Source organism: Vibrio fortis, from assembly GCF_000695685.1.
GTDB lineage: Bacteria > Pseudomonadota > Gammaproteobacteria > Enterobacterales > Vibrionaceae > Vibrio > Vibrio fortis_A.
On the sequence record NZ_JFFR01000033.1, the window covers coordinates 88623 to 102885 of the forward strand.

Sequence of the window (14263 nt, forward strand, 5' to 3'; positions counted from 1 at the left end):
AGCGTTACAGAATAATGACGAAGGGACGTTGATCAAAGATTTATGATCACCGTCCCTTTTCTAATAACAGTGCGTTTGTGTGTTATTCAAACGAGCACGAACTTACTGCTTAATGTAGAGATCTTTCGAGTAAATGCGTCCTTCTACATTATTCTTGGCAAAGCCACCCACGGTTGGTCGAACCAAACGCGCTTGCATGTAGTAGTAGATTGGAGCGATTGGCATATCGACTGCGAGCGACTGCTCTGCTTGGTCATAGAAGGTTTGACGCTCTTGTTCGGTGGTAGCCGACAGCGCACTTTCCATCGCTTGGTCATAAGCTTCACTGCTGTAACGCGCAAAGTTGCCCGATGAACCAGAACGCAGCAGGCTAAGGAACGTAGAGGCTTCGTTATAGTCACCACACCAAGAGGCGCGCATCACATCAAAGTCACCCTGCCTGCGAGACACCAAGTAAGATTTCCACTCTTGGTTTTCTAACTCAACTTTAGCACCCAAGTTGTTTTTCAACATCGATGCAATCGCCACTGCAATCGACTTGTTAGACTCACTGGTGTTGTAGAGTAGCTTAAAATCCAATGGGTTAGACGCATCGTATCCCGCGTCTTTCAGCAGTTGTTGTGCTTTCTCATCACGCTGTTTTTGCGTCCACTGACTGTATTCCGGCTGAGTGGCATCAAAGCCTGCGGTGTACTCGTGAGCAAAGGTATAGGCAGGTAAGTTGCCCACTTGTGTAACACCATTTGTGACAACATCACGCATGATCGAATAGGAGACAGCCTGACGAACTCGCACGTCATCAAACGGTGCACGCGTGGTATTAAACGCATAGTAATAAGTACACAGCAGAGGAACTGCGGTATAAGCTTGCTGATACTCTTTCTGTAGTTTCTGTGCCATATGCGTTGGCACATCGGAGGTAATGTCGACCTCACCTACCGCATAGCGATTAATCGATGCATTCTGGTTTTCAAATGGAATGTATGTCACCTGATTTAGGTGCGTATCATCGCTATCCCAATAGTTTGGGTTCTTCTTCAATTCCACACGCTCATTAACTACCCATTCATCCAAAAGGAAAGCACCATTACCCACAAACTGCTTCGGATCACTCCAAGGTTTATCACTGCTTTCTAGATTGGCCTTGTGAATAGGCATCATCGAAGTGTGGCCTGTCATCGCCACAAAATAAGGGACTTTACTATCAAGTTCGAAGCGAAGCGTGTGCTTATCAACAGCGATCACACCCAATGCATCTAGCGGCTTTTTGCCTTCGGCTACATCAGCAATATTGTTGATTTTGGTGAGCTTTAAGTACCACACATTTGGTGATGCCGTTTTAGGATCGACAGCACGTCTTATCGCATACACAAAATCGTCTGCCGTTACTGGGTCGCCGTTCGACCACTTGGCATCTTTACGCAGATGGAACACAAAGGTTTTGTTGTCCTCGGTTTCCCAAGACTCAGCAACGCCAGGAGTAATATTGCCATCGCGGTCTTGAATCACTAGACCTTCAAACAAATCTCGTAAGATGTGCATTTCCGGTAAACCTTCAGCTTTGGCAGGATCGAGCGTCGCTGCTTCGGCATCATTAGCACGGACTAAATGTTGTTCCTTAGCCAGAGTGGTTCCTGCAGGTAAAGTATCTGCTGCGGCTGTTACAGCGATAAAAGGGGTCAATAAAGATGAGATGAGTAAAGCCGTTGACTGTTTCTTAAAATCCATATGTTTTTGCTCTCCTAGCCTATCTTTGAAGCAGAGTAATAAAATTAACAATGCGACAGTTGACGAGTTTTGACGGTTGTATTTATCTATTAGTTAGTACTTGATAGTACTTGATCAATCAGGAGATTAAGGTGAGTTTAATTCCAAGAACGGAAAGAGCTGCGTTTTCAATAAAGCCGCTGACGTATGGAAGTTCTGTATTAGGGGCTCCTTTGCTCTATTTTCCTGCCCAAATCGAAAGCGACACTCGCGGGCTAATTTTAGCGGGCACCCACGGCGATGAAACCGCGTCTATCGCAGGCTTATCTTGCGCGTTAAGAAGTTTGCCAGCTGCTAACCTAAGGCACGACGTGATCTTGTCGATGAACCCAGACGGCAATCAACTGGGCACTCGCGCTAACGCCAATCAAGTAGACTTAAACCGCGCCTTCCCAACTAAAAACTGGAAAGAAGATGGTACTGTATATCGCTGGAGTTCAAACACTCCAGTTAGAGATGTAAAAGTGAGCACCGGGCAGCCAGACCAACTTGAACCAGAAGTACAATCGCTGATAAAACTCATCGAAGAGCGTAAGCCTAAGTTCGTGATCTCTTTCCACGAACCACTCGCACTCATTGACGACCCAGTCCAATCGGAACTTGCCACTTGGCTAGGCAAGCAGTTCAAGCTACCAGTTGTCGAAGATGTCGACTACGAAACCCCAGGCTCATTCGGCACATGGTGCGAAGAAAGAAACCTACCGTGCATAACTGTGGAACTACCGCCTGTTTCGGCGGACTTCGCGATAGAAGAGTATTTAGATGCGTTTTTGGCGGTGTTGGGAGTTAGGCATGTTTTGTCTTAGATATAGGCTGCTTACTAAATTCTTAGAAGCTGAAGGAGCTATTTGGGGCGAGGCTCTCTCCTAAATAATAAAATGCGCCATATTTTCAATTAGTAAAAATATGGGTAACTTTTTCATATTATAATTATGAAAGTGTTGGATTTATCATAAAAAATAAAAAAACAGCAAAGAGAATAAAATAAATGCTTGACCATGATTAATAATTGAATTAAAAACATAATTTATCAAATAGAACAAATAACATGCTATTATTCCCTAAAAGGGCTAGCTACACATCAATATTTTAATGACAATTGATTATTTACCTAATTAAAGATGAAATATGTACCCACTATTTAGACTGTTAACAACAATTGTAAAATCAAGAAACAAAACTATTAATTGCTTATCTCAAGACTCTATTAACTTCTACTGCCGACCGTGGGATATAGATATATTATTTGAAATGAACAATGGTAGGGCCATCACTCTATTTGATCTAGGAAGGGTCTCTCTTGTTTCAAAATGTGGATTACTTAAAATATTAATAAAGAAAAAGTGGGGACTCGTTGTTGCTGGCAGTTCCATCATGTACAGGAAAAGAATTAGGAGTTTTGATAGAGTAACAATGTACACAAGAGTTATCAACATAGATGATAAATGGATTTACTTAGAGCAATCTATGTGGGTTAAGAGTGTCCCATGCTGCTCAATTGTGATTAGGACAGCTGTAACTTCTAAGCACGGAATAATTAGCACAAATAAAGTTCTAGAAGCATTAGGGGAAGCACCAATAAACCCCAAACCGGAAGGTTGGGTTTTGAATTGGATAAATAATGAGAAAGAAAGAATTTGGCCACCAAATATCAATCCAGACTGTTAAATAACAAAAATTCATTCACAAAGAGATACCATTATAAATAATATCTCTTTGTGGTCTTTCTATTTAGGACCTTCCCCCAAAAACTCCCAGTTATTACTATCAATAGCAACCCCATCTCGATTTGGCTTCGGGAAATATCCATACCTTGAGGATTTCAATCGATAATAATAATTTCTCCCTCTATACTCATATACATAAATGTCACCGACTATACCATTTCTATTTCTTTCCCACCTATTAATTTCATCTTGCTTATACCAGTCCAAAATTGAATTTTCAAAGTTTATTGAAGAAGAATTTTTGTATAGGAGGTATTCCTTAATCTCATTCAAACTTCCAATATAAATCCAATCATTATTTGATTCGGAATTTTTTGGATAGTACCAACCGCTTCCCGGTCTTTTTTGTAAGAAATAATCTTTATTTTTGTTGTAAGGATTATTATAAACAAAAACTTCCCCGACTTCTTTAGTAGACTTTCTTTGTGACCAAGAATAAATATCTTTTTTCCCAAACTGAGTTAACAGTAACTCTTCTTCATTCAAAGTTTTGGAGTTAAGGTCATAAAATGGGTTTAAGTTAAAGTTAATATACTCATCACTAGAACCTAAGTATCTCCAATATTTATTTGAATATTGATGTGTAGGGAAATATCCATAGTCACTTTCGATAAGTATAAAATAGTCCTGAGTTCCAGAATAAGGGTTAGAGTAAGAATAGATATCACCAACCTCGCCTTGACGACTATCAGACCAAGATTTTACTTCCGATACATTGTAGTAGTTCTTTATATACTTACTAAACTCCTCGAAATTTCCGAAATCCTGTTGTTGTAGAAGGGCATCCAATTCCAAAAACGTTTTAACGTCTTTCGAGCTCAGTCGCTTTGCCACCTCATACTGATATTCTTCTCCGACAATTACCGCTGGTCGAGGTTTGATCTTTGGTTGAGATAAATCCTTTGATACTAATAGCTGGCTACTAAACTCTCCTAACTCACCATTATCGACTTGTTTACTAAACTCCCGTTTAAAGTCTTCACCTGTTCCTAAGAACTCCCAGTATCTGTTTGATTTAGGTTTGGAAGGAAAATACCAATAAGATGTTGTTTTTAGTCTAAAATAATAATCATACTTAGAGTAGTAGAATACCTGACCCACTTCTCCTTTCCTATTATTTTCTCCCCAGGAATTAAACTCTTTTACTTCAAGCTCATCCATTAACCAATTAGAAAACAGTTCATCATAATTCGCTGTAGGACAAAATATCTCTATAAGATTAGGTTTTTTTTCGGCACTAACATTAAAGTGAAACTTGTTCATTTCATCAGACTTTCTCCTCTCTGAAGTCAGGGGATATATATCTTTCTCAGAGAGGTCATACGATACTTCTGCTCGACACTGCAGTGGTGAGGCCGTTCCTTGAGAATACACATGACCATAACTACCATATAATTCTGGATATATATAGGAGTCAATTTCATTTTTAGGATCATAAAACCCTACTAGAGTTGTAACCTCAACACCATAATTTTTTGGTACACTGCCCGATTTTGGAATCATACCTTTGGTGTTCTCATCCCAAATATAATAACCATCTTTTTTCAATCTACCAGTATTTTCAAACCTAGATTGGATTCGCTTCGCAGTATAATCAGTATAGTGCGTATATTCAGACAAATAAGATTTAGCAGAACCACCTCCCATTGCATCACGATTAAATTTATAGACACCTAGATACGAAGGAGTAGTGTGCCCTTTACCTACTGTACTCCCTGACTCTTCCCAAATAAAGTTTGAGATAAACTGCTGAGAGAGATCGTCCCACCCCCAAGTAGAGTGTTCACCATGATTTGAGTAATAACCACCGCCAGGGTAATGCCCTAAGCCATATGCGTGCCCTAGCTCATGACTAAACTCATTCCCAATAGTCCTTTTTAGAGTCGCCATGCCATTACCGCCACTCAGACCGTGCTCTACAACTCCATTTTTATAAAACCCTCTAGCTTTGTGAATAACGTACTGGTTAAACAATCCCGGCTGCCATTGCTTAGTACCTGGTGAATCATTTATTCCAAAATTCGCATTATTTATCCCCATAGATATTAATGATTTACCTATGCGCTCTCGCATATCACCGGAGTAGACTCCACCTGTTGTCTCACTTCTATCCGTATAAAATGTCCCATCGGGAAGCATAATTTCATCCAATTGAATTGGTGAGTAATTGCCAACAATAAGTTTTGAGACAGGTATCTTCTGAAAATAATCAGCTGCAAGCATTGGTGTTTGTTCTAAGCGATGAATATCTGTTGGTTTTGTTAGCATACCAATTCGGATGTTTTGCAAAACTACTTCATTCTCTGCACCTACATCGACCTCATCGAGATAACTATTTTTTCCTTGGTCATCTGTAAATATAATTCTCATTCCAGGTTCTACCCAATTCCACGGAATATTTCCTGACCAAGTATTCTCCACATATTTCACCTCTGGTTTGCCAGACACTAGATGCGATTTCTTGGGTTTATCACCATTTGGGAGAGCATTAGGGTGTGCTAGATGTATTTCACCTAGTTCATTACCGTTACCATCCGTAACAGTTGCTGTTAAGCTTTTTATATCATGCGTTACGTCTGTAGGCGTAAACAGCAAAAGAGCATTTCTTTTTGCCGTTAGTCGTGGCCGCTCCTCCTCACTATTTCCTGTTGGTGTTAACGTGTGTGTTTGTGAAAATCGTACAATACCAGAAAAGTAACCAAAGCTATTCGATTCAATATCATTTGATAGATAATAATACACATATCCATCGTCTTTGTTCACAATAACGCTTGTTTCTACTTCTAAAATGCTATTTTCTCTTAAGTTTTCAGCTATTAATTGATGGGAAGAAAAGATAATTACTGCTATAGAAACTGCCTTGGATGAATTTTTTAAATTAATCATCAGCACCCTTAAATTTAATTAGTAGATTAAATATAACTGCCATACTTAAATATAAATAGGGTAAAAAGATAGAAGAACACCTCTCCCATAATCATAGTTATAGAAGATAATTAACACTATCAATTTAAAAATAGTACGTATGGCGACAACCACTTCAAGATAAAAGAAGTAGAGCCCATAAAAATAAAGCATATGTTATACAAAATACAATCACCGCATAAATAAACTGAATCAACATCACAATACAGTAAAAACCAACCATTAGTAAAAACAAGATAAAAGTACTTTATAAAAAATTAAAAAATATGAACGTAAATCCACATTCATTAATGAGCTTATACTCTAAATTAGGCCACCTATTTATTAAATAAACTAATAACTCACCGAACTAGAAAATAGATTAATGATCACCACGCCAGCCAAAATCAAGGCGATGCCGATGACTGCGTAGATATCGAGTTTTTGTCCGTAAACCAGCCAAGACAGGGCTGCGACGAGCACGATGCCTGCGCCACACCAGATTGCGTATGCGACACCAAGTGACATGGTTTGAACCGTGAGTGATAGAAGGTAGAAAGCGCAGCCATAACCAACCAGCACAGCGATTGAAGAGTACTTGGATGCGTTTTGGCGGTGTTAGGGGTGGAATCTATATGAATGTTAAAGGACAAAACATCGCCCTAAGAGACAATCCTTTAGAGCGATGTACTATTACTTAGGTATCTTTAGTTAGTCTGTTTTACGGCAGCTGTAACTAATAGCTCTACTTTTAGTTCAGGACTTGCCAACTTGGCCTCACCACACGCTCTCGCAGGAGCAAACCCAGGTTTAAACCACTCGTCCCAGACATGGTTCATTTCCGCAAAGTCCTGCATGTCTGCCAACCAAACCGTGGTTTGTAACACATGATCTTTATCACTACCCGCTTCAATTAGCAGGCTTTCAACTCGGGATAACGCCTCTGCGGTTTGTTCAGCAACGCTGGTGCCTTTCACACCGACCTGACCACAAAGATAGACAGTATCATTATGAATAACGATTTTGCTCATTCTTTGATTGGTGTGATTACGCTGGATGTGAGTCATTTTGTGTTCCTTTATTTCTATATTTGTACATGAATGATTCGCCGATTGGGGTCAAGCTAGCCAACTCACCCAGTTTGAGTGGTTTTATCGGATTTCTCAGGCGGTAATAGCCCACCTTCTCCATCGGAATCCCTGCTTCCTCTTGGATAATATGAGCCACCGTGGTACCGCAATAGCGTCCCTGGCAAGGCCCCATACCGCAACGCGTATAGGTTTTGATTTGATTGATCCCGTGCGCGCCTCTCTCTACCTGACGACGAATTTGTCCTGCTGTGACTTCCTCACAACGACAAACAATAGTCTGATCGCTTGGTGACAGTGCCTGCTTAGGTGGCGTGTACAGTGCGTCCAAAAACGGTCGCACTCCAATCTCTTTATGAATCAATGCTCTAAGCTTGTCTCGTTCTCCAGTCAGTGACATTTCTCCATCACTTTCAAGCGACATTAAAGCACTAACTGCTGCAAGCTGACCTTGGTATTGCGCAGCCATTGCTCCACCAATGCCGCTGCCATCACCAGCAACAAAAACACCTTGGCGAGAGCTTTGGTGGTATTGTTCAACCCTTGGTCGCCAACAGATCTGTAGCGGATCCCATTCGTGCTCCAATCCCATTGCTCTCGTGAGCTGAACATTAGGAACAACGCCAATATGAGAGAGCAAAGTATCGGTATTTAAGGCGTGTGGCTGTCCTTGAGCAGTGAAAGTGAGTCGCTCGACAGCTTGATCTCCATAAGCGGCAATGTCGGTGGCACCGGTATAGCGTTTGACTCCAGCACGGCGGATTTTGGCCAATAGCTTAAGGCCTTTGAAAAGTATCTTGCGACCTTTTAAAGCTCCGCCCGCATAGCGAGTCGCTTCGACGTAACTGCTAGATTGTTGGGTATCAACAATCGCTTTAGGAGGCGAGCCAGCATCGATCATCTGCGCCGCGAGCAAGTAGATGAGTGGCCCAGTACCGACAAGCACAGCATTGGTTGGAACTAAGCCCGAGGTTTTCATCATAATCTGACACGCACCCGCGGTCATCGCTCCCGGTAAAGTCCAACCGACAAATGGAAATGACCTTTCCGTTGCCCCAGTCGCAATGATGATTTGTTTCGCTACGGTTTTATTGGCTACACCATTTTGGCTCCAGTAGACGCAGTTTTCACTGTCGACTCGCCACAGTGTCGCTCTGGTAATATGGGTCAGCGGCGCTCGATTAAAGGCTTTGATTATGCTTGCACCATGTTGATAGTCGGGCCCAAAGATAGAGCCGTTAGGATGCCCTTGTTCTTTCTGCGCTCGATATATCTGACCTCCCGGGATCGGCTGTTCGTCAATCACAACCACACTGGCACCTGCTTCTGCGCACCTCACTGCCGCGCTCATTCCAGCTGGGCCAGCACCGATGACACATACATCGACTTGTTTTTTTATTTCGTCTTGCATGAACTCACCACTAATTTGTCTGACGGCAAATCGTCATGCCATCTTCTATTACATTCATACATGCTTGAACATTGTGCTCACCATTGACTTGAACACGACACTCAAAGCAACTACCCATCATGCAAAACGGGGCGCGGGGGGCTCCCGACTGTGGAGACTCTCGAGTATGGTCAACACCTGCAGCCAACAATGCAGCCGCAATGGTGTCACCAACATGGGCTGTGTATGGCTTGCCTTCCCAAAAAAACTCCACCGTCTGTTGCGACCTTTCTGTCGCAACCATTCGTTGAAACTTAGAACCTGTCTTCACTGAATAACTCCAAAGTTGGTGCATCCGCTGCTTCTTCTAGCCAAGCTGGGAGCAAAAAACTGTGCGCTGCGGCTAATGTAATACCACTATGACAACTAATGAGATAAGCGCCTGAATTGGTTTTCGACTGTTGATATATCGGTAAGCCATCGGGAGATATGATGCGAATAGCTCCCCAGCTACGAACTAACTTTGTCTGGGCTAAAAACGGATAAACCGCAATCGCGCGTTCAGCTATCGCCGCCGTCACGTCTAGGGTATCGCTATCATCAAAACCAGCGTTCTCCTTAGAGTCTCCGATCTGAATACCACCTTCATTGACCTGTCTGATGATCCCTGAAGCACGCTTCAGTCTTGGGGGAAGCTTTTCGGTAATCAGAACTTGACCTTTTTGTGCGCTAATTGGTGCAACAAAGCCAAGCTTAGGTCCCAGTTCCGCCGATCCTAAACCTGCCGACAAAACCACTTTAGCGCTGTTGTAACGCGTTCCATCTTGCAGTACGACGTCGAATCGCTGTGAGTCATTTTTACTTATCTCTGACACAGTAACGCCAGTGACAACATTTGCCCCTAACTCATTGATTGCTTTAGTGTAAGCACGAAGCAGATTTAACGGATTCACATGCCCATCTTCCGGGCCATAAATAGCACCAACGACTTCTTCACCAATGTCAGGTTCCTCAGCAATGAGACGATCTCTATCCCAGACTTCGTAGGGATGATCCGTACCCAGTTGTTGTCGAAGCACCTCATATTGCTTGGCTTTCTCATCCATTTCTTGCTGGCAAAAATGAAAGTCGTACCCCCCGTTTTGAACAAGATTGAGTTCTTCACCCGTCGTCTCTTCAAGCTCATCAGCCAGCTTGCGCCATAGCCCCACTGAGCGACGTGTCCACGCGGCATAATGAGGGGCACCTAAACCTTTACTCGATAGCCACACCAAGCCAAAATTCCCTCGTGATGCACGATGCGCCTCATCTCCACCATCGAGTACTGTTACCTTGTGGCCAGCTTTGAGCAGTCCGTAAGCCACTGCGCAGCCCACGACGCCTCCACCGACAATTATGTAATCCGGTTTCATATCGTTCTCTTCAGACTTTTGTAATAAGGGGCGCAACAACGCCCCTACTTGGAGGTGCGCTGAGTTTAATTAAGCGCTTTATCTAGAATTGGTTGGCTCCAGTCAGAACCAATATCATTAATGATTTGAGGCCATACGGTTGTACGGACCTTATCCGCCGTCAATTTCAGCTGTACCGGAGTCATTTCGACGATTGTCGCGCCGGCATCAACTAGTTTTTGCTCGTTAGCTTTCTGGTCTATTTGCGCCGCTCCCCAGCGTCGAGATTCAAACTCAGCCGCCGCCGATACCAAGGCGTTTTTCTCGTTTTCATCAAGGTCATCCAAACGCTCTGAGTTAATCATCAGATACCAGATCTCAAAGTGAGTATTGAGTGGAATATACGTTTTAGTTACGTCACGGAACGAGGCATAATAACCTTCAGCTCCAGAACCAATTACTCCATCGACCACCCCAGTTTGTACTGCAGTAAAGGCTTCTGAAAACGGTAGTGGAGAGCCGATGTAACCTACATTGTCAGCAAGTAGCTGGAAGCTCTTGATTGGCGGAACGCGAAGCTTGATGCCTTTGCTCACATCAGGGTTACCCGCTTCAACCGCATTACGATTCAATGAAATACCACCAAAATAAACTGGGTAAGCAGCAAGTAGCGTGATGTCTTGTTTAGCAAATAACTCTTCCATTGCGGTTCTGACTGGTGCTCCGCTACCGTAGATGTTTTGTGCTTCTTCCCAGTTATTAGCAAGGAAAGGTAGCAAGCCAATCTGCATTTTACGATCCGTTGAAGTCGATGCAGGCTGTAGTGCCATGTCAATCGCACCAACAGAGATACGTTCCTGAACTAAGGTGTAGTCACCTAAAGCGTTTGCTGCATAAACTCGAAGCTTAAGATCGCCATCCGTTGCCGCTTTCAGTTCATCGCTGAGTTGTTTGATATCGTTATCAACTACAGTACCTTGAGGGCGAACATGGCTGATTTTCAGCGTCGTCGCTTGTGCAGGGATAACCGTCGCTGCAGCTGCGATAAGAGAAGCAAGCAACGTATATTTTTTCAGTGCTTTAGTAGGAGCAAACTTACTTGTTTTTGTCATTGGTAATTTCCTTTTAGTAACCAAACACAGTAGGGAGGAAGAGTGATAGTTCTGACCAGAAAGAGGTAAGAATCACTACAGGTAGATAACCGAGTAGTATCAGCGACATTGCAGGGCCAACTACTTCGGAGAATTTAACGTTACCGATACGTGCACCTAGGTATAGAATCGACGCGTATGGTGGAGTAACACCACCCATTGCTGTATTCACACCCATGATTGCTGCAAACTGAATCGGGCTGATGCCAATAGCGGTCATCAGAGGTAGTAATAGCGGAGCGATAAGAATGATTGCAGTCAGGTCATTGACCACCATTCCCACTAAGAACAACAAAATGTTGATAAAAATAAGCAGCAGGACTTTGTTTTCAGTGATACCGAAAATCGCTTCGACCAGTTGCTGAGGAATATCCTCAACCACGAACATCTGACTAAGAATCAAGCTGAACAGAATCATGAACATGATTGACCCGACCGCAGTTGCTGATTCTTTCCCCGAGATAAGCAGTGTTTTCCAGCTCAAACCTTTGTAGATAAGAAAACCCACTGGAACAGCATAGATAACAGCTACAGCTGCGGCCTCAGTTGGCGTCATCACGCCACCATAGATTCCACCTAAGATGATTACCGGCATTAATAAAGCAGGTACAGCATTAAACGTCTTGCTTGAGGTTTGCTTAATCAACTCTGACATCGACGGCTTATCATCCAAAATCAATGGGAACTTGCGCGCTTTATACATATTGATCAATGCGAAGTTAAAGGTCACTAATAAGCCAGGGCCAAGCGTTGCTAGGAAACAGGCGAGGATAGACGTATCCGTTACCCAACCGTAGACAATCATGGTTACGCTTGGCGGAATCAACAGTCCCAAAATGGACGAGTTTGCAATCAGTGCGGTCGCATACGCTCTTGGATACCCGCGCTTTTCCATCTCAGGAATTAACAAAGGACCAATAGCCGCGACACCGGTTAACCCACTACCAGAAATGGCGCCAATGATTGCACAACTGAAGGATGCAACAATCCCTAGACCGCCGCGAATATGACCTACGAACACGTTCACAAATCCGAGTAAACTGGCGGCAATGCCGCTCCTGCTCATGATAGTTCCTGCTAGAACAAATAGCGGAATAGCTAGCAGAACAGGGTTCATCAGCTGGCCCGCTCCCCACATCATATTGCCTTTCATCGACATATCGCCGATAAAAACCATCACCATTAACGCACCACCAAAACAGAACGGTAACGGCACACCAAAGGTCAGCAATATGACCAAAACGGCTACTGCCAACAGAGCTACTTCAACCATAATTAGACCTTATTTACTTGATAGGAAGGAGACATCAGTTGACGAATCAACTTGACCACATGCATTGCAATAAAGAGGGTTATCAGGAGTAAGCCGATAAAGACCGAGCACTCGTGATAAAAAGTTGGGATATAAAGCGTTGGGCTCTCTTTCCAAACCCGCCACGCATACTTGACGTAGTCCCAAGCCCAGTAGGTCAACCAACTCGAAATCACCAAGCTGATCGTTTCACTGATAAGGGCTAATATTTGATGACCTCGCTCTGTCTTGATAAATATTTCCAGTACATTTGCACGGATTTGCGTATCTTCCCTAGACGCATTCACCGCACCAAGCATGTAGAGCCATAAGGTCGGAATAACCATCGACTCTTCAAGCCCCATAATTGGGACTTCAAAGACATATCGTGTCACTACCTGAACAAACTGCATCAATGCCACAGATGCAATCAGGAAAGTGAGTAGATATCTAAACTTTTGCTCCACGTTGTTATTTCCTTATTGTTTTATTTGTAAACACCTCGTTAATTTAATGATGACAAGCAATAAAAACAAATTTAAAATTTCTCTAATCTGATAACTTTTTCTTATAGGCTCGTATGAATAACCTTTCTATAAAACAGCTAGAAACCTTTCGCACCGTGATGCGCTCTGGATCCGTGACCTTAGCTGCCAAAACGTTGTGCCGAACACAGCCGGCGATCAGCGCAATGCTGGTCGGATTAGAGAAAGAACTTGGCTTTGCATTATTCGAACGACATAAAGGTCGACTAGTGCCGAATCCAGAGGCGTATTTTTTACTTGAAGAGAGCGATGCGATTCTAGAACGACTTTCACGCGCGACTCAGTTAATGGCCGAAGTGAAAAACCTAACGCGAGGTAAATTGAGGATCGCCTGCATGCCAGCCGCCGCATTATTCTTTATGCCTCACGTTATTGCGGAGTTTGTAAAAGACAGGCCTGAGGTTGAGGTATCTATGATGATGCGTAGCTCAACCATGGTTCAAGATTGGATTGCTTCCCAACAATACGATATCGGCTACTCAGAGTTACCCAAGGATAGAGACTCATTCCATGTAGAACCGATTCATCTACAAGGAGTGTGTGCCTTACACGTTGATCATCCTCTTGCTAAGAAACAGACGATTACTCCGAACGACCTCGATGATTTCCCACTTGCGACTCTTTTTACTCGTCACGCTGCAAGTGAGCATTTACGCGCATTGTTTGAAGAGCATAATGCCGCCTATCGCCCTAGGTTCGAGCTGCAAAACTACATTTCTGGCTTTGAGTTTGTTGAACAACAGTTATGTGCTTGTATCTGTGATCCAATAAGTGCCGCTAGTTATAAGCTCTATAAAGGTGATCAAGGGAAAGTTGTCTTTCGTCCTTTCTCCCCTGTCGTGACATTCGATCATGCTATTCTCACGCCAGCACACAAACCGATGTCTGAGTTAGCTAAACTGTTCGCAGAAAACATTCAGCAGAGTGTGAACTCATTTGTGTCGGTTTTTGATTAAATAGATTTAACACTGCGGTACCAAATACACGTAATCGTCAATCAAAGGATCAA

General features: G+C 43.1%; 12 protein-coding genes and 1 pseudogene. 3 read left to right on the forward strand and 10 right to left on the reverse strand.

The genetic code is table 11. The features are described 5' to 3' along the window. Positions 1-102: 102 nt before the first annotated feature. Positions 103-1728 (reverse strand): ABC transporter substrate-binding protein, encoded by a 1626-nt coding sequence (locus VFDL14_RS01420; RefSeq protein ID WP_032553476.1) that lies wholly within the window; start codon positions 1726-1728, stop codon positions 103-105. Positions 1729-1859: 131 nt separating this feature from the next. Here VFDL14_RS01420 and mpaA point away from each other — a divergent pair, with 131 nt between their 5' ends. Together mpaA and VFDL14_RS01410 are read left to right on the forward strand one after the other, a co-directional pair. Further along, positions 1860-2573 (forward strand): murein tripeptide amidase MpaA, encoded by a 714-nt coding sequence (mpaA, locus tag VFDL14_RS01415; protein WP_032553477.1) that lies wholly within the window; start codon positions 1860-1862, stop codon positions 2571-2573. A 322-nt stretch (positions 2574-2895) separates the two neighbouring features. Next, a complete protein-coding gene (locus VFDL14_RS01410) occupies positions 2896-3435 on the forward strand; it encodes a thioesterase family protein (protein WP_032553478.1) in 540 nt (179 codons plus the stop codon). Between the two features lie 59 nt (positions 3436-3494). Here VFDL14_RS01410 and VFDL14_RS23725 read toward each other — a convergent pair whose 3' ends face one another. From VFDL14_RS23725 to VFDL14_RS01370, 9 genes and pseudogenes are all read right to left on the reverse strand, one after another. Beyond that, positions 3495-6380 (reverse strand): M66 family metalloprotease, encoded by a 2886-nt coding sequence (locus VFDL14_RS23725; RefSeq protein WP_050487501.1) that lies wholly within the window; start codon positions 6378-6380, stop codon positions 3495-3497. A gap of 372 nt (positions 6381-6752) precedes the next feature. Further along, a pseudogene (locus tag VFDL14_RS01405) lies at positions 6753-6989 on the reverse strand (DMT family transporter); the annotation flags it as partial. Between the two features lie 116 nt (positions 6990-7105). Further along, the gene (locus VFDL14_RS01400; RefSeq protein ID WP_032553479.1) at positions 7106-7465 is read right to left on the reverse strand and encodes a RidA family protein; all 360 of its coding nucleotides are present in this window, start codon (positions 7463-7465) and stop codon (positions 7106-7108) included. Then, positions 7446-8897 carry an NAD(P)/FAD-dependent oxidoreductase gene (locus VFDL14_RS01395; RefSeq protein WP_032553480.1) on the reverse strand — a complete coding sequence of 484 codons (1452 nt, stop codon included), beginning with the start codon at positions 8895-8897 and terminating at the stop codon, positions 7446-7448. Before VFDL14_RS01395 ends, VFDL14_RS01400 begins: the two co-directional genes overlap by 20 nt. A 10-nt stretch (positions 8898-8907) precedes the next feature. Then, positions 8908-9207, reverse strand: a complete 300-nt coding sequence (locus VFDL14_RS01390) for a (2Fe-2S)-binding protein (protein WP_032553481.1) — start codon at positions 9205-9207, stop codon at positions 8908-8910. After that, positions 9191-10288 carry an NAD(P)/FAD-dependent oxidoreductase gene (locus VFDL14_RS01385; protein WP_032553482.1) on the reverse strand — a complete coding sequence of 366 codons (1098 nt, stop codon included), beginning with the start codon at positions 10286-10288 and terminating at the stop codon, positions 9191-9193. Before VFDL14_RS01385 ends, VFDL14_RS01390 begins: the two co-directional genes overlap by 17 nt. Before the next feature lie 65 nt (positions 10289-10353). Further along, complete coding sequence (gene dctP / locus VFDL14_RS01380; protein WP_032553483.1) at positions 10354-11379, reverse strand: TRAP transporter substrate-binding protein DctP; 1026 nt, start codon at positions 11377-11379, stop codon at positions 10354-10356. 13 nt (positions 11380-11392) lie between these two features. Further along, a complete protein-coding gene (locus VFDL14_RS01375; RefSeq protein WP_032553484.1) occupies positions 11393-12691 on the reverse strand; it encodes a TRAP transporter large permease in 1299 nt (432 codons plus the stop codon). Positions 12692-12693: 2 nt separating this feature from the next. After that, a complete protein-coding gene (locus VFDL14_RS01370) occupies positions 12694-13176 on the reverse strand; it encodes a TRAP transporter small permease (RefSeq protein ID WP_008079941.1) in 483 nt (160 codons plus the stop codon). A 113-nt stretch (positions 13177-13289) separates the two neighbouring features. Between VFDL14_RS01370 and VFDL14_RS01365 the strand changes: the two genes are divergently transcribed. Further along, positions 13290-14210 carry a LysR substrate-binding domain-containing protein gene (locus VFDL14_RS01365; RefSeq protein ID WP_032553485.1) on the forward strand — a complete coding sequence of 307 codons (921 nt, stop codon included), beginning with the start codon at positions 13290-13292 and terminating at the stop codon, positions 14208-14210. Positions 14211-14263 lie beyond the last annotated feature (53 nt).